Here is a 22,828-nt window from a genome sequence, read left to right as displayed (position 1 = left end):
TAAGGACACGGGAGGAATGGCATGGCCGTCGAGAAGCCGGACGTCGTCGGGGCGCTGCGCAGGTCGCTCAAGGAATCGGAGCGGCTGCGCCGCGAGAATCAGCAGCTGGCCGACCGGATCAGCGAGCCGCTGGCGATTGTCGGCATGAGCTGCCGGTACCCCGGCGGTGTCGGCTCGCCGGACGAGCTGTGGGAGTTGGTGACGCAGGGCCGAATCGGCACCTCCGAGTTCCCCACCGACCGCGGCTGGGACATCGCCAACCTCTACCACCCCGATCCCGATCACCCCGGGACCGCGTACACCCGTGAGGGCGCCTTCTTGGACGGCATGGCCGACTTCGACGCCGAATTCTTCGGGGTGAGCCCGCGCGAGGCGCTGGTGATGGACCCGCAACAGCGGCTGCTGCTCGAAACCGCCTGGGAGGCTTTCGAGGACGCCGGGATCGATCCGATCGCGCTGCGCGGCAGCGATACCGGTGTGTTCTGCGGCGTGATGTTCTCCGACTACCAGTACGTGGCGGGCGAGAGCGCGCGGCGCGCGGAGATCGAGGGCTATCTGGCCATCGCCTCGGCGCCGAGTGTGGCCTCGGGACGAATCAGCTTCGCGTACGGGCTGGAGGGCCCGTCGGTCACCGTCGACACCGCGTGCTCGGCGTCGCTGGTCGCCATCGACGTCGCCGCAAAGGCGCTGCGCGGCCGCGATTGCTCGCTGGCCCTGGTCGGCGGCGTCTCGGTGATGGTGCGGCCCAACCCGTTCATCGAATTCAGCCGCCAGCGGGCACTGTCGCCGGACGGGCGCTGCAAGGCCTACGCGGCCGCCGCGGACGGGGTCGGCTGGGGCGAGGGCGTCGGCCTGATTGTCCTGGAACGGCTTTCCGACGCCACCCGCAACGGACACCGGGTGCTTGCGGTATTGCGTGGTAGCGCGGTGAACCACGACGGCGCAAGCAACGGCTTGACCGCACCCAACGGCCCGTCGCAGGAGCGGGTGATCCGCTCGGCACTGGCGAACTCCGGGCTGACCGCGGCCGACGTGGACGTGGTCGAAGGCCACGGCACCGGAACCAAGCTCGGCGATCCGATCGAGGCGGAGGCGTTGCTGGCCACCTACGGCCAGCATCGGGACAACCCGCTGTGGCTCGGGTCGGTGAAGTCCAACATCGGGCACACCCAGGCAGCTGCCGGCGTGGCAGGGGTCATCAAGATGGTGCAGGCGATGCGCCACGAAATGCTGCCGCGCACCCTGCATGTGGACGCGCCGTCGCCGCACGTCGATTGGTCCTACGGCCGCGTCGAGCTGCTGACCGAGCCGCAGCGGTGGCAGCGTGGCGAGCGGCCGCGCCGGGCCGGGGTGTCTTCGTTCGGCGTCAGCGGCACCAATGCCCACGTGATTCTCGAAGAGGCGCCGGACATTCCGGTCGAGACGGCGGAGCCCGCCGCGACCGTGCGCCCGCCCGCGGTGCCGGTGTTGCTCTCAGCGCGCAGCGAAGGCGCACTGCGCGAACAGGCCGACCGGATCCGGGCGCACATGATCGCACGGCCCGAAATCTCCTATCTGGACGTTGCTTTCGCGCAGGCGACCACGCGCGCGTGGTTGGACCGGCGGGCCGTGATCGTGGCGGCCGATCGCGGCGACCTGTTGACCAAGCTGTCCGAGCTGAGCTCGGCCGAGCCTGCCGGGCGAGTGGTCGAGGGCCGCGTGCTCGCCTCGACTGTGAAGCCGGTGTTCGTGTTCCCCGGTCAGGGGGCGCAGTGGGTCGGTATGGCGGTTGAGTTGCTCGATACCGCACCGGTTTTCGCTGAGCGGCTGCGTGAATGCGGCAAGGCGTTGGCGGAGTTCACCGACTGGGATCTGGAAGCGGTGCTGCGCAGCGCTGACGGTGCGCCGTCGCTCGAGCGGGTCGATGTGGTGCAGCCCGCGTTGTGGGCAGTGATGGTGTCGCTGGCGGCACTGTGGCGCTCCTACGGTGTGGAACCCACCGCGGTGGTGGGTCATTCGCAGGGTGAGATTGCGGCCGCCGTGGTGGCTGGTGGTCTGTCGCTGACCGATGGCGCACGGGTCGCCGCCCTCCGGTCGCGGGCGATCGCACAGCATCTGGCCGGTCTCGGCGGCATGATGTCGGTGGCCGCGCCGGTAGAGCGGGTGACCGAGCTGCTCGCACCGTATGACGGAAGGGCCTCCATCGCGGCAGTCAATGGTCCTGCGGCGGTGGTTGTTTCGGGTGCGCCCGAGGCGCTGGACGCGCTGCTGGCGGTCTGCGAGGGTGCGGAGATCCGGGCCAGGCGGGTCGCGGTGGACTATGCCTCGCATTCGGCGCAGGTGGAGACCATCGAGGCGGAGTTGGCGACGCTGCTTGCGCCGGTGGCACCGCAGTCGGGGTCGATTCCGTTCTACTCGACGGTGACCGGCGAATTCGTCGACACCTCGGTGCTGGACGGCGGCTACTGGTATCGGAACCTGCGTGGCCGTGTCGGTTTCGAGCCTGCGATCCGCGCGTTGCTCGACCAGGGCGCCGGGTGCTTTGTCGAGATGTCCCCGCATCCGGTGCTGACGATGGCGGTCGAGGAGACGATCACCGCGCAGGGCGGTCAGGGACGTGCGGGCGTGCTCGGCTCGCTACGCCGCGACGACGGCGGATTCGACCGGTTCGTCACCTCGTTGGCCGAGGCACACGTGTGTGGTGTCGAGGTCGACTGGTCCGTGAGCTTCGCGGGAACGGGCGCGCAGCGGGTTTCCTTGCCTACCTACGCCTTCCAGCGGGAACGCTTCTGGCTGACCCCGGGCGTCGGCACCGGCGATGCGGCGGCGGCCGGGCTCGGCCGGGTGGCACATCCGATCCTGGCCGCCTCGGTGACGGTCGGTGACCGCGACGAATGGGTGTTCACCGGCCGCCTCTCGCACGACACCCAGCCGTGGCTGCGCGAGCACCTGGTGCTCGGCACCGCCATCGTGCCCGGCGCCGCACTGATCGAGCTGACCGCTGCCGCGGCGCGCACCGTCGGCTGCGACGTCATCGACGAATTGATTCTCGAAGCTCCGCTGACCCTCGATACCGACGCGGTGCGGCAGCTGCAGGTGGTCTTCGGCCCGGCGGACGGCGACGGCGCTCGCGCTGTGTCCCTGTACTCCCGCGTCGAAACCGCCAGCGACACTGAGGAACCGGTCGAGACGATCTGCCACGCGCGCGGCAAGGTCATCGCCGATCCGGAACCGACGCGGGCCGCTGTGCAATGGCCACCGGTCGGCGCAGAGCGAGTATCGGTCGACGACCTATACGAGCGACTGGCCGACGCGGGCCTCGAATACGGCCCGCTGTTCCAAGGCGTGCAAGCGGCCTGGCGCGACGGCAACGACATCTACACCGAGGTCGCCCTGCCCGACGACACCGAGGGCGACGAACTCGGCACCAACGCCGACGGTTTCGTCGTGCACCCGGCCCTGCTCGACGCCGCGCTGCACGGCGCGCTGTTGGACAAAGCACCGGGTTCGGCGCCCGATCTGCCGTTCTCGTGGTCCGGCGTGCGATTCGGGCAGCATGCCGGATCGCGGGTGCGGGCACGCATCAGCGCCGACGGCACCGCAGGCCTGCGCATCGATATTGTCGACGAGGGTGGCGCAAGCGTGGTGTCCGTGGACGGCCTCACCCTGCGCGCCGTGGCTCCCGGCCAGCTGGCCGGCGGCGCAGTGGCCCCTGCGCAGTCCCTGTTCCAGCTCGACTGGGCAGCAGTGCACTGGGACTCGTCGTCCGATGCGCAGCACACAGCGGAGATCGCCGTGCTGACCGCCGCGCAGGCCGCGGACATCGATGACCTCGATCGCGCGGTTGCCGCGGGCCAGCAGTCGCCCGACCTGGCGCTCGCCGCCCTCGAAAACCCGGACACCACAGGCGATCCGGTGGCCGCCGCGACCACCGTGACGGAATCGACGCTGGCCCTGGTGCAACGCTGGCTGACGGCCGAACACCTCAGTGCCGCAACACTCGTCGTGGTGACCAGGCAGGCCGTCGCGGTCGGCGCGGAGGCACCGGATCTGACGCAGTCCCCGGTATGGGGGCTGATCCGCAGCGCCCAGGCCGAGCATCCGGACCGGTTCCTGCTGGTCGACCTGGATACCGCCGTCGACCCGGAGCTGGACTGGTCCGCGCTGGCGGCGCTGGACGAACCACAGCTGGCGATGCGCGCCGGCGGGCTGTTCGCGCCGCGACTCGGCAAGGTCGCCGCGGCCCAGGAGGGCACCGGCTGGCGGCTGTCGAGCACCCGCAAGGGTTCCCTGGAGAACCTGGCGATCGTGCCGCACGACGGTGGGCGTCCGCTCGGCGTCGGCGAGGTGCGGATCGGCATCCGTGCCGCCGGTGTGAACTTCCGCGACGTCCTGATCGCGCTCGACCGGTATCCCGGCGACGCGCCGCTCGGCAGCGAGGCCGCCGGTGTCGTACTCGAAACCGGTTCCGGTGTCACCGATCTCGCGCCCGGCGACCGAGTGTTCGGCATCGTGCCCGACGCCTTCGGCCCGGTCTCGGTCGCCGATCGGCGCACCATCGCGCGGATGCCGGACACCCTCACTTTCGCCGAGGCCGCCGCGGTGCCGGTGGTGTACCTGACCGCCTACTACGGCCTGGTCGATCTGGCCGGACTGCAGGCAGGGGAGCGGCTGCTCGTGCACGCCGCCGCGGGCGGTGTCGGCATGGCGGCGGTGCAGCTCGCCAACCACTTCGGCGCCGAGGTGCTTGCCACCGCGAGCCCGGCGAAGTGGCAGGCCGTGCGGGCGCTGGGGGTACCCGAGGATCGCCTCGCCTCCTCGCGAGATCTGGGCTTCCGCACCGACTTCGCCGCCGTGACCGGCGGAGGCGGGGTCGATGTCGTGCTCAACTCGCTGGCCGGTGAATTCATCGACCGCACCCTCGAATTGTTGCCGCGCGGTGGCCGGTTCATCGAGATGGGCAAGACCGACCTGCGCGATCCGGACGTGGTCGCCCGCGAGCACGCCGGCGTGCGCTACCGCTCCTACGACCTGCTCGAGGCGGGGCCGGAGCGGATCCAAGAGATGCTGACCGAGATCGCCGGGCTGTTCACCGCCGGCGTGCTGGTGCCTTCGCCCATCCGGGCGTGGGACGTGCGCCAGGGCGCGGCCGCCTTCCGGTTCCTGCGCGAGGGCCGCAATGTCGGCAAGGTGGTGCTCACCGTGCCCGCACCGCTGGATCCGGACAGGACCGTGCTGATCACCGGTGGCACCGGTGGCCTGGGCGCGCTGGTGGCGAAACACCTTGTGGCGCAACACGGCGCACGGCACCTGCTGCTGGTGAGCCGTCGGGGCCCTGATGCGCCCGGCGCCAGGGAACTGATCGCCGAACTGTCTGCGGCAGGCGCGCACGCCGAGGTCGCCGCCTGCGACGCCGCCGACCGCGGCCAGCTGGCTGCGCTGCTCGACGGCCTCGACCGGCCGCTCACCGCGGTCGTGCACACCGCAGGTGTGCTCGACGACGGTGTCGTGGAAGCGCTGACACCGCAACAGCTTCGGCGGGTGTTGCGGCCCAAGCTCGACGCCGCATGGAACCTGCACGAGCTCACCGCGCATCGCGACCTCGCCGCGTTCGTCGTGTTCTCCTCGGCCGCAGGCATTCTCGGCAACCCGGGCCAGGCGAACTACGCGGCGGCCAACGCGGCCGTCGATGCACTCGCCGCAGTGCGCCGGGCCGCCGGACTTCCCGCCGTCTCGCTGGCCTGGGGGCTGTGGGCCGACGCGACCGGGATGACCGGGGAACTCGCCGAGGCGGACCTGGCCAGGATGGAACGCACCGGCATCGGTGCGATCACCGCCGACCTCGGTCTGCAGCTGTTCGATCAGGCCCTCACCGCGGATCCGGCGCTGCTTGCCCCCGTGCGCCTGAACCTGGCGGCACTGCGCAGTCAGGCCCGCGAGGGGCTGTTGCCCGCGCTGCTGCGCGACCTGGTCAAAGCACAGGCACGGCGGACGGGCAAGGGCGGTTCGCTGGCTCAACGGTTGGCAGGCGTGCCCGCCGAGGACCGCGAAGCGGTGGTGCTCGACCTGGTGCGTGCACAGGTGGCCTCCGTCCTCGGCCACGCAACGGCCGCGGCCATCGAGGACGAACGTGCTTTCAAAGACATCGGATTCGACTCGCTGGCCGCGGTCGAACTCCGCAATCGGCTCACCCAGGTGAGTGGGGTCCGGCTGCCCGCGACGCTGGTGTTCGACTACCCGACCCCGCTCGCCACGGCCCGGCTGCTGCTCACCGAGCTCGGCGGCGGCCCGGCAGAGCAGCGGCCGTCACCGGCCGTCGAACAGCTGCAGCGGCTCGAGCACCTGGTGCTCGGCGCGACCGCCGAGGACGCGGCGGCACTTGCCGAGCTGGAGCCGCGGCTGCGGGCACTGAGCCACCGGCTGCGCAGCCTGCTCGGCGGCGGCAACGACAACCCGGAGCCGGACGGCGGTGGCGACGACATCGACCTGGCCTCCGACAGCGAAATGTTCGACCTGATCGACAGGGAGCTCGGGGCGGCATGACCGGAACACGGACGAGAGACGGAGTTCTTCGATGAGCGACGACGCCCAGCAGAACGAGCAGAAACTGCGCACCTATCTGCGGAAGGTGACCACTGAACTGCGCACCGCCAACCGCAGGGTGCGCGAACTCGAGGACCGCGACAGCGAGCCGGTGGCGATCGTCGGCATGAGCTGCCGCTACCCCGGCGGCGCCGACACGCCGGAGGCGTTGTGGGAGTTGGTGGCTCATGGCCGCGACGCGATGACCCCGCTGCCCACCGATCGCGGCTGGGATCTGGAGCGGCTCTTCGAGCAGAGCGGGCACGGCACGGTCACCGCACGCAACGGCGGATTCATCGAGGGCGTCGGTGATTTCGATGCCGAGTTCTTCGGCATCAGCCCGCGTGAGGCACTGGCCATCGATCCGGCACAGCGGCTCACCTTGGAAGGCGCATGGGCGGCGCTCGAGGACGCGGGGATCGATCCGACCTCGTTGCGCGGCAGCGACACCGGTGTCTTCACCGGCGCGGTGACCTCCGACTACGGCGGCGCGATGCCGCCGGAGCTGGAAGGGTTCCGGCTGGCGGGCACGCAGGGCAGCGTGGTGTCCGGCCGCGTCGCCTACAGCCTCGGGCTGGAGGGTCCTGCGGTCACCGTCGACACCGCCTGCTCGTCGTCGCTGGTGGCAATGCACCTGGCGGCCAACGCATTGCGGTCGCGGGAATGCTCGCTGGCGCTGGCGGGCGGCGTGACCGTGCTGGCGGGGCCGTTCCTGTTCGTCGAGTTCAGCAGGCAGGGCGGGCTGGCCGCGGACGGACGATGCAAGGCATACGCGGCAGGCGCGGACGGCACCGGCTTCGCCGACGGCCTCGGCCTGCTTGTGCTGGAACGACTCTCGGACGCGCGGCGCAACGGCCGCCGCATCCTTGGCCTGCTGCGCGGCAGCGCGGTCAATCAGGACGGCGCGAGCAACGGGCTCACGGCGCCGAACGGTCCGTCGCAGGAGCGGGTGATCCGGGCCGCGCTCGCCGATGCCGGGCTCACCGCTGCCGAGATCGACGCGGTCGAAGGGCATGGCACCGGAACGCAATTGGGCGATCCGATCGAGGCGCGGGCGCTGCTGGCCACTTATGGGCGCGAGCGGATCGACGCGCCGCTGTGGCTCGGCTCGGTGAAATCCAATATCGGCCACACCTCCGCCGCGGCAGGCGTGGCCGGGGTGATCAAGATGGTGCAGGCCATGCGGCACGACCTGCTGCCGCGCACCTTGCACGCGAACGAGCCGTCACCGCACATCGATTGGGCCTCCGGGCAGGTGGAGCTGCTCACCGAGGAACGCGCATGGCGCGGTAACGGGCGGCCGCGCCGGGCCGCGGTGTCCTCGTTCGGCATCAGCGGCACCAACGCGCACGTGATTCTGGAGGAGGCGCCGAAGGTCAGCGTCGAACCCGATGCTGCGGAGACCGCACCGGTCTCGGCGCGGCAGTCGGGTGCGGTGCCAGTGGTCGTGTCGGGGCGCACCGAGGCCGCGCTGCGCGCGCAGGCGGCGCGGTTGCGGTCCGCACTCGCCGGGCAGCCCGACACGTTCCTGCCGGATGTCGGTTTCACTCAGGCGACTTCGCGGGCATTGCTGGAGCACCGTGCGGTCGTCACGGCCGCCGATACCGACGAACTGATCGCCGGGCTGGCCGCGATCGCCGACGGCGACGCCGGATCCGATGCGGCACTCGGGCGGTCGGTCGGCGGCAAGACCGCCTTCTTGTTCACCGGACAGGGTGCGCAGCGGACCCGGATGGGCGCCGGTCTGGCGCAGGCGTTTCCGGCATTCGCCGCGGCACTGGACGAGGTGTGCGCCGAACTGGATCCGCGGGTCGGCCGTTCGGTCCGCGCACTGCTCGCCGCGCCGAAGGACAGCCCCGAGGCGGAGCTGCTGAATGCGACCGAGTACACCCAGGTCGCGTTGTTCGCGGTCGAGGTCGCGCTGTTCCGGTTGGTCGAATCGTTCGGCGTGCGTGCCGATTACCTGATCGGCCACTCGGTCGGCGAGCTCGCCGCGGCCCATGTCGCCGGCGTGCTTTCGCTGGCCGACGCGGCCACCCTGGTGGTGGCACGCGGCCGATTGATGGGCGCGCTGCCGACGGGCGGCGCCATGATCGCGGTGCAGGCGAGCGAGGCCGAGGTAGCGGAGTCGCTGGCCGATTACGCAGGGCGACTGGTGATCTCGGGCGTCAACGGCCCGCAGGCGGTGGTGGTCTCCGGTGACGGTGCCGCCGCCGAGGAGTGGCTGGCAGGCTGGTCGGGCCGCAAGACCACCCGGCTGCGCGTCTCGCACGCCTTCCACTCGCCGCACATGGATCCCATGCTCGACGAATTCGAATCCGTCGCAAGGGGTTTGACCTTCCATGCGCCGACGGTGCCGATCGTGTCCAACGTGACGGGCACGCTGGCCACCGCCGCGGTGACCGAGCCGCGCTACTGGGTCGACCATGTGCGCCAAGCGGTGCGCTTCGCAGACGGCGTCGAGGAGCTCTTCCGGCTCGGGGTCCGCAAGTTCTTGGAGCTCGGCCCGGACGCGGTGCTGACCGCCATGGCCCGCCAGACCCTGGACGCGCAGGCCGACGAGGTGCTCACGGTCGCCGCACTGCGGGCCAGACGGTCCGAGTCGGCGACCTTCGCGACCTTCCTCGGCCGCGCGTCCCTCGCGGGCGTCCAGGTGGACTGGGCCGCCTACTACGCCGGAACCGGCGCGACACGAATCACGCTGCCCACCTACGCCTTCCAGCGGAAGCGGTATTGGCTCTCGCCGACTACCGGCAGCGGCGACCCCGGCGCCGCCGGGCTCGGCAGGCTCGATCATCCGCTGCTCGCCGCCGCGGTGAGCGTGGGCGACCGCGACGAATGGCTGTTCACCGGTCGGGTCAGCACCGAATCCCAGCCGTGGACCGGCGAACACCTGCTGCTCGGCAGCATGGTCGTGCCTGGCACTGCGCTGGTCGAGCTGGCGCTCACGGCCGGACGCCACATCGGGACGCCGGTGCTCGAGGAGTTGGTGCTCGAAGCACCCCTGGTGATGACCGCGGGTGTCACCCGTCAGCTGCAGGTTGTCGCGGGCGCCGCCGGAACGGACGGGCGCAGAGAGGTCGCCGTCTATTCGCGGCCCGAAACCGGCGACGACACCGACGGACCCGGCACCTGTCACGGCCGCGGCACCCTCGGCGCGGACGCCGAGCCCGCCATCGCATGGCCCGAGCAGTGGCCGCCCGCGGACGCCGACGAACTTCCGGTCGACGCACTGTACGGCCGCCTCGCCGACATCGGTTACGACTACGGGCCCGTGTTCCACGGCGTGCAGGCGGCCTGGCGTACCGCGACCGAAAGCTACGCGGAAGTCGTGCTGCCCGGCGCCGACGACGCCGCGTTGACCGACGGTGGCTACGGCATCCACCCGGCGCTGTTCGACGCGGCATTGCAGAGCGGGGTCATTCTGCTGACGGACGGTGTGTCCGGGCAGCGAATGCCCTTCAGTTGGAACGGTGTTCGCCTCGATCGCCCTGGCGCCACCCGACTGCGTGTGCGCGCCGCCGTCACCGGAGACTCGGCACTGCGCCTGGATGCCGTAGACGACAGCGGCGCTCCGGTCGTCTCGATCAAGGCGCTCGCGGTCCGACCGGTCGAACAGGACCGGCTCGGCGCAGGCGGGCCGGGTGGCGGTTCGGCCATGCACACGGTCGAGTGGGTGCCGGTCATCAGCGAAACCACCGGCGCTACCGGCGAAATCGTGCACCTCGACGATGCCACCGCGCTGGATGATCTGACTATCGGTGCCGCAACGCCGCGCGCGGTGGTGGTGCCGATCGTCGGCGCTGACGTGGCGATCCCGGCGGCGGTGCACGCGGCGACGCTGGACACACTCGGCCTGCTACAGCGGTGGCTGGCCGACGCACGATTCGCCGACGGCACCACCTTGGTCATCAGGACGCGGAATGCGGTGGCTGCCGCCGCCGATTCGACGCCGGATCCGGCGCGCGCGGCGGTGTGGGGCCTGGTGCACAGCGCTCAGTCCGAGCACCCTGGACGTTTCCTGCTCGTCGATGGCGATGCGGCGGAACTCGATTGGGCTTCCGCACTCGACACGGACGAACCGCAGCTCGCGTTCCGCAACGGAAAGCTGTTGGCACCTCGGCTGGCCCGCACCGACGTCGAGCCGTCCGGCACACCGTTCGGCGCCGACAGCACCGTGCTGATCACCGGCGGCACCGGCGGTTTGGGCGCTGTGCTGGCGCGGCACCTGGTGACCGCGCACGGGGTTCCGCGGTTGCTGTTGGTCAGCAGGCGCGGCGCGGCCGCAGACGGGGTGGCCGAACTGGTCGCCGAACTCGAATCCCTTGGTGCACAGGCGAGAGTCGAAGCCTGCGATGTCGCCGACCGGAATCAGCTTGCCGCACTGCTCGCGACGCTCGACCACCCGCCTACGGCCGTGGTGCACGCGGCGGGTGTCCTCGACGACGGCGTCATCGACGCGCTCACCCCGGAACAGGTGCAGCGGGTGCTTCGCCCCAAGTTGGACGCGGCCTGGCATCTGCACGAGCTGACCGCGGACGCGAAACTGTCCGCGTTCGTGCTGTTCTCGTCGGTCGCGGCGTTGATCGGCAGCCCGGGTCAGGGCAACTACGCCGCCGCCAACGCCGCGCTCGACGCGCTGGCCGCCGCGCGCAAGTCTGCGGGTCTGCCCGCGACGTCGCTGGCGTGGGGCCTGTGGGCTGAGGGCGGCATGGCCGGCGAGCTCACCGAAGCCGATCTGTCCCGTTTGGCTCGAACAGGTTTGGCCGCACTGCCGGTCGAGCAAGGACTCGCGCTGTTCGACCGCGCGGTCGGCCTGGACGCGGCGCTGCTTGCGCCGGTCCTGCTCGACACGGCGGTGTTGCGCACGCAGGCCAGGGCGGGTCAATTGCCCGCGCTGCTGCGCGGTCTGGTTCGAGTGCCGGTGCAGCGCAGCAAGTCCGGCGGCTCGCTGGCGCAGCAGTTGACCGGGCGCACCGAGGTCGAGCGCGAACGGACCGTGGTCGAGCTGGTGCGCGCCCAGGTGTCCTCCGTGCTCGGCTACGCCTCAGCGGCCGAGATCGGCGTTGACCGGGCTTTCAAGGATCTCGGCTTCGACTCGCTGAGCGCGGTCGAGCTCCGGAACCGGCTGAACCAGGCGACCGGCGTGCGACTGCCCGCGACCCTGGTCTTCGATCATCCGAACCCGATGGCGGTGGCCCGGCTGATCCTCGCCGAAATCGGTGGCACCGTGGAGGTTTCGCGCCCGGTGGCGCGCACCCGGCCGGTCGCCGCCGACGAGCCGCTCGCCATCGTCGGCATGGCGTGCCGCTACCCCGGCGGTGTCACGTCCCCCGACGAGCTGTGGGAACTGCTTGTCGCAGGCCGCGACGCGGTCTCTGGGCTGCCCGCCGACCGCGGCTGGGACCTGGACCGGATCTACGACCCCGACCCGGACCACGTCGGCACGGTGTACACGAAGGGCGGCGGCTTCCTGACCGAGCCCGACGTGTTCGACGCGGAGTTCTTCGGGATCAGCCCGCGCGAGGCGCTGGCCATGGACCCGCAGCAACGCTTGATGCTGGAGACCGCGTGGGAGGCGTTCGAGCACGCCGGGATCGACCCGACCTCGTTGCGCGGCAGCGAAACCGGCGTCTTCACCGGTGTCGTGACTACCGACTACGGCGGGGCGCTGTCCAGCGAGCTGGAGGGCTACCGGCTCACCGGCACCACGACGAGCGTGGTGTCCGGCCGGATCGCCTACACCCTCGGGCTGGAAGGTCCTGCGGTGTCGGTGGATACCGCCTGCTCGTCCTCGATGGTGGCGCTGCACGTTGCCTCGCAGGCGCTGCGGTCCGGTGACTGCTCGATGGCGCTGGTCGGCGGGGTGACCCTGCTGGCAGGCCCGTACCTGCTGACCGAGTTCAGCAGGCAGCGGGCGGTGTCGCCGGACGGCCGCTGCCGGTCCTACGCCGCGGGCGCGGACGGCACCGGCTTCGGTGACGGCGTCGGTGCGCTTGTGCTGGAACGGCTTTCCGATGCCGAACGCAACGGGCACCGAGTGCTCGCGGTGGTGCGCGGCAGCGCGATCAACCAGGACGGCGCCAGCAACGGGCTCACCGCGCCGAACGGTCCGTCGCAGGAGCGGGTGATCCGTGCCGCGCTGGCCAATGCGCGGCTGACACCGGCCGATGTCGATGTGGTAGAGGGCCATGGCACCGGCACCAAGCTCGGTGATCCGATCGAGGCACAGGCGCTGCTTGCCACCTACGGCCAGGAACGCGCGGGAGATCCGTTGTGGCTCGGCTCGATCAAGTCCAACATCGGGCACACCTCGGCCGCGGCCGGTGTCGCCAGCGTGATCAAGATGGTGCTGGCACTACGCAACGAGTTGTTGCCGCGCACCCTGCACGTGGATGCGCCGTCGCCACACGTGGATTGGGCGTCGGGGGCGGTCTCGCTGCTCACCGAGGCCAGGCCGTGGCAGACCAACGGCCATCCGCGCCGGGCCGGGGTGTCGTCCTTCGGCGTCAGCGGCACCAACGGGCACGTGATTCTGGAGGAGGCGCCGCGCGCGGCGGAGGTGGGTGCGCCGGTCGAGCCGACCGACGATCCGGCCGTCGTGCTCGTCTCCGGCCGCACGCCCGCGGCATTGCGGGCACAGGCAGACCGGTTGCGCGCCAACGTGCTTACCAGGCCGGATGTCTCGCTGCTCGACCTGGGCTACTCGACGGCAGCGACCCGCGCGCAGCTGGAGCATCGCGCGGCGGTGGTCGCCGCCGACCGTGACGTGCTGCTTGCCGGACTGGCCGCGGTGGCGATCGCCGAACCGGACGACCACGTGGTCGAGGGCCGGGTGCTCGCGACCGACGCGAAGCCGGTGTTCGTCTTCCCCGGTCAAGGTGCGCAGTGGGCCGGTATGGCAGTTGAGTTGCTCGATACCACAACGGCTTTCGCCGAGCGGCTGCGCGAATGCGGCAAGGCGTTGGCGGAGTTCACCGACTGGGACTTGGAAGCGGTGCTGCGCAGCGCTGACGGTGCGCCGTCGCTCGAGCGGGTCGATGTGGTGCAGCCCGCGTTGTGGGCAGTGATGGTGTCGCTGGCGGCACTATGGCGCGCGCATGGCGTGGAACCCATTGCCGTAGTGGGCCATTCGCAAGGAGAGATTGCGGCCGCCGTGGTGGCTGGTGGTCTGTCGCTGACCGACGGTGCCCGCGTTGCGGCATTGCGGTCGCGGGCGATCGCGCAGCATCTGGCGGGTCTCGGCGGCATGATGTCAGTTGCCGCACCGGAGGCGAGGGTGATCGAACTACTCGCACCGTACGACGGGCGAGTCTCGGTCGCGGCGGTGAACGGACCTGCGGCAGTGGTCGTTTCCGGTGCACCGGATGCGCTGGACGAGCTGCTCGCCGTCTGCGAGGGTGAGGGCATTCGGGCGCGCCGCGTCGCGGTGGACTATGCCTCGCATTCGGCACAGGTGGAAACCATCGAGGCGGAGTTGGCGACGCTACTCGCGCCGGTGGCGCCGCAGCCCGGTTCGATCCCGTTCTACTCCACGGTCACCGGCGAATTCGTCGACACCGAGATCCTCGACGGGAGCTACTGGTACCAGAACCTGCGTGGTCGTGTCGGTTTCGAGCCTGCGATCCGCGCACTGCTCGACCAGGGCGCCGGGTGCTTCGTGGAGATGTCCCCGCATCCGGTGCTGACCATGGCCGTCGAGCAGACCATCGCCGCACAGGGTGCGGAGAGCCGCGCCGGTGTGGTCGGCTCGCTACGCCGCGACGACGGTGGACGCGACCGGTTCGCGTTGTCGCTGGCCGAGGCGCACCTCACCGGTGTCTCGGTGAACTGGGCCGGGTTCCATGCCGGCGCCCGCGTCATCGACTTGCCGACCTACGCCTTTCAGCACGAACGCTTTTGGCTCGGCACGTCGGCCGCCAACTCGGGCGATGCGACGGCGGCCGGGCTGGATCGGATCGTGCACCCGGTGCTCGCGGCGGCGCTGCCGGTCGGCAACCGCGACGAATGGGTGTTCACCGGTCGGATGTCGCAGGACTCGCAGCCGTGGACCCGCGACCACGTGGTGTTCGGCATCGTGCTGGTGCCGGGTACCGCGCTGGTGGAGTTGGCGCTGACCGCGGGCGGTCACGTCGGTTGCCCGGTGGTGGACGAGCTGGTCATCGAGGCGCCGTTGATCCTGGAGGACGATGTCACTCGGCAAGTGCAGGTGACGGTCGGGACGCCGGGTAGCGACGGACGCCGCGAGGTGGTGATCTACTCCCGGCCCGAAACTCGAGCTGATGAACCTGCCGAGGCCACCTGCCACGCCAGAGGCTGGCTCGCCGCGTCCGCGGCCACGCCCGAGCTGTGGCCGGTGCAGTGGCCACCGTCCGGCGCCGAGCCGCTCACCGTCGACGAGCTCTACACCTTGGTCGGCAGACACGCGCAGCTCACCGACGTCGGCTTCGACTACGGACCGGCCTTCCGGGCCGTCCAGGCCGCGTGGCGGGTCGGTGACGACGTCTGCACCGAGCTGGTGTTGCCCGAATCCGCCGGTCCCGCTGACGGATTCGCCATTCACCCCGCGCTGTTCGACAGCGCGCTGCACGGCGGGCTCGGCATGCTCGACAACGGCGCGGACAGCCCGGGCGGCCTGCCGTTCTCGTGGTCCGGCGTGCAGCTGATCCGTCCTGGCCAGACCACATTGCGGGTGCGGATCGGCCTGGCCGATCCCACCGCGTTGCGGCTGGAGCTGGCCGACGCCGACGGACAGCCCGTGGCGAGTGTGCCGCGTCTCGATGTTCGTCCGGTCGAACAGGCGCAGCTCGAGGCGGCTCGCCAGGGCGGGCAGCGGGCGCTGTACCGGGTCGACTGGGCGCCGGTCCCCACCGGCCCCGCCCGGCCCGCCCGCATTGCGGTGCTCGGCTCATTGACCGCTTCTGGCGAGCGGTACACCGATCTGGATGCGCTGGCACACGCGATCGCCGAGGGTGCTCCGGTGCCGCAGGCAGTGCTCACCTCGGTGGCTGTGCCCACCGGCGCGGCTGCCGATGCCACCCGCGCGGCGGCGGCCGATGCGCTGGCACTGGTCCAGCGGTGGTTGGCGGAGCAGGCACTGTCGGCGGCCAAGCTCGTCGTGGTGACGCACGGTGCCGTCGCGACCGACGCACCGGACCCGGTCCAGGCGGCCGTGGCCGGACTGCTGCAGAGCGCACGGTCCGAGCATCCGGATCGCTTCCTGCTCGTAGACGTCGGGATCACTGATTCCGGTGCAGCCGAGCCGGATTGGAGTGCGCTGATCGACCTGGACGAACCGCAGCTCGCGGTGCGCGACGGACGACTGCTCGCGCCGCGGCTGGCCAAGGTGACGCCGGGCTCGCCGACCACGACAACGCTGGATCCCGAAGGGACAGTGCTGATCACCGGCGGCACCGGTGGTCTCGGTGCGGTGTTCGCCGAGCATCTGGTGCGCCGCCACGGTGCAAGGCACCTGCTGCTGGTGAGTCGACGCGGCGCCGCGGCCGACGGGGTGGCCGAACTGGTCACCGCACTCGAAGCCCTTGGGGCACAGGCTCGTGTCGAGGCCTGCGATGTGGGCGATCGGGCGCAGCTTGCCGCGCTGCTCGCGACACTGGACCGGCCGCTGACCGCGGTCATCCACGCGGCGGGTGTGCTCGACGACGGCGTGGTCGGGTCGCTGACCCCGCAGCGGCTGGATCGGGTGTTGCAGCCGAAGGCGGCCGCCGCGTGGCACCTGCACGAGCTCACCGCGGACGCGAATCTTGCTGCGTTCGTGCTGTTCTCGTCGGTGGCCGCGCTGATCGGCAGCCCTGGCCAGGGCAACTACGCGGCCGCCAACGCGGTGCTCGACGCGCTGGCACAGCAGCGCCGCGCGGCGGGCCTGCCGGGTCAGTCGCTGGCGTGGGGACTGTGGGCCGACGCGACCGGGATGACCGGCGAGCTCGGCGAGGCCGAATTGGCCAGGCTGGCCCAGCTCGGTGCGGCCGCGCTGCCGACCGAGCTCGGCCTGGAGTTGTTCGACCAGGCGCTCGGCCAGGATGCGGCGCTGCTTGCGCCGGTGCTGCTCGACGCCGCGCAGCTGCGGGTCCAGGCGCGCGGCGGCATGCTGCCCGCGCTGCTGCGCGGCTTGGTCCGCGTACCGCAGCGGCCTACCGAAACCACCAGCGGCACACTGGCCGACCGCTTGGCCGAGGTCGCCGAGGCGGACCGGGAGCGGGTGGTGCTCGAGCTGGTGCAGGCCCAGGTCGCGGCCGTGCTCGGGCACGCGTCGGCGACCGCGGTCGACGCGGACCGGGCGTTCAGCGAGGTCGGCTTCGACTCGCTGGCGGCGGTGCAGCTGCGCAACCGGCTGACCCAGGTCACCGGTCTGCGGCTGACGGCAACCGTGGTGTTCGACCATCCGACGCCGCGGGCGCTGACCCGGCTGCTGCTCACCCAGGTCGGCGCGGTCGACGCGGAGGCGCCGATCGACAAGGAACTGCGCAGGCTCGAAGAAGCGCTCGCGCTGACCACCGAGCCGGATCGGCCACGGGTCGCCGATCGGCTCCGCACCCTGCTCGCCACCCTCACCGGCGGCGGCGGGCACACCAGCGAATTGATCGAAGCCGCAACGACAGCCGATGAAGTCCTGCAGCTGATCGACGCCGAATTCGGCGAGGCGTGACGAGGAGATGAGCATGACCACCCCAGTCGAGGACCAGCAGGAGAAGCTGGTCCGCTACCTCAAGAAGATGGCGGTCGACCTCAACGATGCCCGAAGTCGGTTGCGCGAGTTCGAGGAACGCGCCACCGAGCCGCTGGCCGTGATCGGGATGAGCTGCCGCTATCCCGGCGCGAACTCCCCGGACGAGCTGTGGGATCTGGTGGCCAGTGGCCGCGACGCCATCTCGGGCTTTCCGGCCGATCGCGGCTGGGATCTGGACCGGCTCTACGACCCGGACCCGGATCAGCAGGGCACCTGCTACACCAGGGCAGGCGGCTTCGTCAGCGACGCAACGACGTTCGACGCCGACTTCTTCGGCATCAGCCCGCGCGAGGCATTGTCGATGGACCCGCAGCAGCGGTTGCTGCTCGAGGCGGCGTGGGAGGCGTTCGAGGACGCCTGGATCGACCCGACCTCGTTGCGCGGCAGCGACACCGGCGTCTTCTGCGGCGTCGGCCCGTCCGACTACGCACCGATGCCCGCGGGCACCGTGCCGCAGATCGAGGGTCTGCGGCTCACCGGCGGCACGACAAGCGTGGTGTCCGGCCGTATTTCGTACACCCTCGGCCTGGAGGGGCCGTCGGTGTCGGTGGACACCGCATGCTCGTCCTCGCTGGTTGCGCTGCATCTGGCGGCGCGGGCACTGCGGGCGGGGGAGTGCTCGCTGGCCTTGGTCGGCGGTGTGACGGTGCTGGCCGGTCCGACGCTGTTCGTCGACTTCAGTCGGCAGCGTGGGCTCTCGCCCGACGGCCGCTGCCGGTCCTACGCGTCCGCCGCCGACGGCACCGGGTTCGCGGACGGCGCGGGTCTGCTTGTGCTGGAACGGCTTTCCGATGCCGAACGCAACGGGCATCGGGTACTGGCCGTGGTGCGCGGCAGCGCGGTGAATCAGGACGGCGCCAGCAACGGGCTCACCGCCCCGAACGGTCCCTCGCAAGAACGCGTGATTCGCGCCGCGCTGGCGAACGCCGGGCTGACCACTGCCGATGTCGACGCGGTAGAAGGCCACGGCACCGGAACCAAACTCGGTGATCCGATCGAGGCACACGCGCTGCTGGCCACCTACGGCCGGGAGCGTTCGGGCGACCCGCTGTGGCTCGGCTCGATCAAGTCGAACATCGGGCACACGTCGACCGCGGCCGGTGTCGCGGGTGTCATCAAGATGGTGCAGGCGCTGCGGCACGAGCTGTTGCCTGCGACCCTGCACGTGGATACGCCGTCGCCGCACGTGGATTGGGACTCCGGCGCCGTCGCCCTGTTGACCGAGGCGCGCGAGTGGCGGACCAACGGGCATCCCAGGCGCGCAGGCATCTCGTCGTTCGGTGTCAGCGGCACCAATACGCACGTGATCATCGAAGAAGCACCGGCACCAGCGGCGTCGGCGCCTGCCGCAATCACCGTTACCGGTGGCACTGCGCGCGGTCCGATTCCAGTACTGGTGTCGGCACGAACTCCGGTGGCATTGCGGGCGCAGGCAGAACGGTTGCGCGCGTACACCATTGCGCACCCGGAACTGTCGCTCACCGATGTCGGCTACTCGTCGGCGGTGAGCCGGGCTCGGCTGGATCACGGCGCGGTGGTGATCGCGGGCGACCACGCCGAACTCGTCACCGGTTTGACCGCGCTGGTCGAGGCCGAGCCTGCCGAGCATGTGGTCGAAGGACGGCGATCGGGTGAAGCGAAGCCGGTCTTCGTGTTCCCGGGACAGGGCGCGCAGTGGGTCGGCATGGCCGTCGAGTTGCTCGACACCACACCAGTGTTCGCGGAGCGGCTACGCGAATGCGGCAAGGCGCTCGCGGAATTCACCGACTGGGACCTGGAGGACGTGCTGCGCGAAAAGCCGGGTGCGCCGACCCTCGAACGTGTCGACGTGGTCCAGCCCGCGCTGTGGGCGGTGATGGTGTCGCTGGCGGCACTGTGGCGCGCTCACGGTGTGGAACCTGTTGCGGTGGTCGGCCATTCACAGGGTGAGATAGCCGCCGCAGTGGTGGCGGGTGGACTGTCACTCGCCGACGGCGCACGAGTGGCGGCGTTGCGGTCCCGCGCGATCGCACAGCGTCTGGCCGGTCTCGGCGGCATGATGTCGGTGTCCGCACCGGTGCAGTGGGTCACCGAATTGCTCGCACCCTATGACGGACGAGCCTCGTTGGCCGCCGTGAACGGTCCTGCCGCGGTGGTGGTTTCGGGCGCTCCGGACGCTTTGGACGACCTGTTCGCGGTGTGCGAAGGACAGGGCATCCGCGCAAGGCGCGTCGCGGTGGACTACGCCTCGCACTCGGTGCAGGTCGAGACCATCGAGGCAGAGCTCGCCGAGCTGCTCGCCGACGTGACACCGCAGTCCGGGTCGATTCCGTTCTACTCGACGGTCACCGGCGGGTTCGTCGACACCGAGATCTTGGACGGCGGCTACTGGTACCGGAACCTGCGCGGCCAGGTGGGCTTCGAGCCTGCGGTTCGGGCCCTGCTCGACCAGGGCGCCGGTTGCTTCGTCGAGGTCTCGCCGCATCCGGTGCTCACCATCGCGGTCGAGGAGACGATCGCCGACCACACCGCGAATCCAGTTGCGGCCCTTGGCTCATTGCGGCGCGGCGAAGGCGGACCTACCCGCTTCGCCACCTCGCTGGCAGAGGCACACGTGCACGGCGTCGTCGTGGACTGGCCCACCTACTACGCGGAAACCGGAGCCGAACGGGTCTCGTTGCCCACCTATGCCTTCCAGCGGGAGCGCTTCTGGCTGACGCAGAGTGCGGGCAGCGGTGACGCGGCCGCGGCCGGACTCAGCCGGGTGGACCACCCGATTCTGGCCGCCGCGGTGAGCGTTGGTGACCGCGACGAATGGGTTTTCACCGGTCGGCTGGCGCAGGACACCCAGCCGTGGCTGCGCGACCACGTCGTGTTCGGTGTCGCCATCGCGCCCGGCGCCGCCCTCGTCGAACTGGTCCTGGCAGCGGGTGCCCAGGTCGACTGCCCGGTGCTGGACGAAATGGTGCTGCAGGCGCCGCTGGTCCTCGACGGACCCGGCGCGATCCGGGTCCAGGTGGTGGTCGGCGCTACCGACGACGACGGCCGCCGCGAGGTCGCGCTGTATTCCAGCCCGGAGCCGAACGCCGACGACGAACAGCCCGAACCTGTTTGCCATGCCAGGGGCTGGCTGACCGCAGATACCTTGCAGCACAGCATGACTCCGGTGCAATGGCCGCCCGCCGACGCGGTGCCCGTTGCCGTCGAGGATCTGTACGCGCGGATGAGCGACGCGGGCCTGGACTACGGCCCGCTGTTCAAGGGCATCCGGGCCGCATGGCGGTCCGGCACCGAGATCTACACCGAGGTCGCGCTGCCCGACGATGCCGATGGCGCCGGATACGTGCTGCATCCGGGTCTGTTCGACGCCGCCTTGCAAGGCGGGCTGGTGGACAAGGATCCGGGGGCCTCGGTCGAGATGCCGTTCTCCTGGTCCATGATTCGGCCCGGTCAGCGGGGTGTGTCCGTAGCCCGCGCGCGGATCGCGCACAACGGCGCGTCCGGCTTGCAGGTCGACATCGTCGATGCCGCAGGACTTCCGGTGCTGAGCGTGGGCGGGTTGGTCTACCGGCAGGCCGATCCCGCGCAGCTCGACCGTGCCCGTGGCGTCGGTCCTGATTCGCTTTACGGGCTCGACTGGGTCGCCATCCAGGCACCGGATGCCGCACCGCTCCAGGTGGCCTGGGTCGGCGCCCTCGGCCCGCAGAACGCGCGGTTCGCCGAGCTGGCCGCGGTGGAGCGGGCGATGGCGGAGGGCGCGGCCGCGCCGGACGCGGTGTTGATCCGCATCGAACCGGTAGCCGACGCCGCCGCGAATGGTGCTGCCGCCGAAGACAACCCGGCAGTCTCGGCACGAGCCACCGCCACTCGCATGTTGGAGACGGTGCAACGCTGGCTGGCCAGCGAGTGGCTCGGCGAGACCCGCTTGGTCGTGGTCACTCGCAACGCCGTCACTCCCGACGGCGCGGCGCCCGACCTTGCCGAAGCCGCGGCCTGGGGCTTGGTGCGCAGCGTCCAGTCCGAGCATCCCGGCCGGATCGTGCTTGCCGACCTCGGCAGTGCCGACGACGGCACGGGCGTGCCGTGGGCCGGGCTGCTCGAGCTGGACGAGCCGCAATTCGCGGTGCGTGGCGATCAGGCGCTCGCACCCCGGTTGGCGCGGGTGCCCGCCGTGGACGGCGCGGCCGCGCAGCCGCTCGACCCCGACGGCACCGTCCTGATCACCGGCGGCACTGCGGGATTGGGCCCGGTGCTCGCCAGGCACCTGACCCGCGGCCACGGCATTCGGCACCTGGTGCTGGCCAGCCGCCGCGGCCCCGACGCCGCGGGTGCGGGCGAGCTGGCCGCCGAGCTGACCGAGCTGGGAGCCAGCGTGCGAATCGTGGCGTGCGACGCTACGGATCGCGATCAGCTTGCCGCCCTGCTGGCTTCGCTGGACCACCCGCTGACCGCGGTGGTGCATTCGGCGGGCGTGCTCGCCGACGGTGTCGTCGAATCGCTCACCCCGGCGGACTTGGCGCGCGCCATGCGACCCAAGGTGGATGCCGCCTGGCATCTGCACGAACTGACCGCCGGGCAACCCCTGGCCGCGTTCGTCGTGTTCTCTTCGGGCGCAGCCTTGTTCGGCAATCCCGGGCAGGCCACCTACACCGCGGCCAACGCCGGTCTCGACGCACTCGCCCAAATACGCCGCGCGGCAGGGCTGCCCGGTACCTCGCTGGCCTGGGGCCTGTGGGCGGAGGGCACCGGCATGGCGGGCAGGCTCGACACCACGAACGTGGCCCGCATCGAGAACTCCGGCGTCGCCCTGCTCGCGGTCGAGCGCGGACTCGAGCTGTTCGACCATGCCCTGCAACGGGATACGGCACTGCTCGCGCCGGTCCAGCTCGACCTGCCGCAGTTGCGGGCGCAGGCGCGGACCGGGACCCTGCCCGCGCTGCTGCGCGGGCTGGTGCGGACGCCGGAGCGCAATGCGGCTGCCGCGGGCGGGTCGCTGGCGCAGCGACTGTCCGCGGTCGCCGAGGATCAGCGCGCGGCACTGGTCCTCGATCTGGTGCAGGCACAGGTCTCGGCGGTGCTCGGCCACGAGTCGGCGACCGCGATCGACCCCGATCGCCCGTTCAAGGACATGGGCTTCGATTCGCTGTCCTCGGTCGGGCTGCGCAACCGGCTCGGCCGCATCACGGGCCTACGGCTGCCGAGCACCTTCGTGTTCGACCATCCGACCGCGGCCGCGGTGACCAGCTACCTGCTCACGGCGATCGACCCGGCGGCCGCCGCGGGCGGACCCGCCAAGGAAGATCCGGAACACCAGGCCATTCGCGCCGCCATCGCGGGCATCCCGATCGAGCGCCTGCGCCGCAGCGGCCTGCTCGACACCCTGCTCGAATTGGCGGGTGGCGACGAGCCTTCGGCACCCGAATCTGGCTCAGGCGACGGTGACTCGATCGACGAGCTCGACGCCGCTGCCCTCATTCGGATGGCGCGAGGAGATCAGCAATGAGTCTCAACGACGGCACGTTTCGCGGCGCGCCAGGCAGA

Annotated in this window: 3 protein-coding genes; all 3 read left to right on the top strand. The window is 71.0% G+C overall.

Annotated features, from left to right (window positions below):
• Positions 1-21: 21 nt before the first annotated feature.
• The 3 genes from ACGFNJ_RS31920 to ACGFNJ_RS31910 are packed head-to-tail and all read left to right on the top strand — an operon-like array spanning position 22 to position 22,790.
• Positions 22-6,522, top strand: coding sequence for an SDR family NAD(P)-dependent oxidoreductase (locus tag ACGFNJ_RS31920; protein WP_393456621.1), 6,501 nt, complete (start codon positions 22-24; stop codon positions 6,520-6,522).
• Between the two features lie 31 nt (positions 6,523-6,553).
• Positions 6,554-17,227 (top strand): SDR family NAD(P)-dependent oxidoreductase, encoded by a 10,674-nt coding sequence (locus ACGFNJ_RS31915; RefSeq protein WP_393456618.1) that lies wholly within the window; start codon positions 6,554-6,556, stop codon positions 17,225-17,227.
• Positions 17,228-17,240: 13 nt separating this feature from the next.
• Positions 17,241-22,790 carry a type I polyketide synthase gene (locus tag ACGFNJ_RS31910; RefSeq protein ID WP_393456615.1) on the top strand — a complete coding sequence of 1,850 codons (5,550 nt, stop codon included), beginning with the start codon at positions 17,241-17,243 and terminating at the stop codon, positions 22,788-22,790.
• Positions 22,791-22,828 lie beyond the last annotated feature (38 nt).

The sequence above is a fragment of the Nocardia sp. NPDC049149 genome (assembly GCF_043197455.1).
GTDB lineage: Bacteria > Actinomycetota > Actinomycetes > Mycobacteriales > Mycobacteriaceae > Nocardia.
The sequence above is the reverse complement of the archived record's forward strand: the minus strand, read 5'-3'. Positions and strand labels throughout refer to the sequence as shown.

What these genes read in the sequence shown, in the direction of transcription:
- ACGFNJ_RS31915 (WP_393456618.1), top strand. Translation starts at nt 6,554, where the DNA reads ATGAGCGACGACGCCCAGCAGAACGAGCAGAAACTGCGCACCTATCTG.
- ACGFNJ_RS31910 (WP_393456615.1), top strand. Translation starts at nt 17,241, where the DNA reads ATGACCACCCCAGTCGAGGACCAGCAGGAGAAGCTGGTCCGCTACCTC.
- ACGFNJ_RS31920 (WP_393456621.1), top strand. Translation starts at nt 22, where the DNA reads ATGGCCGTCGAGAAGCCGGACGTCGTCGGGGCGCTGCGCAGGTCGCTC.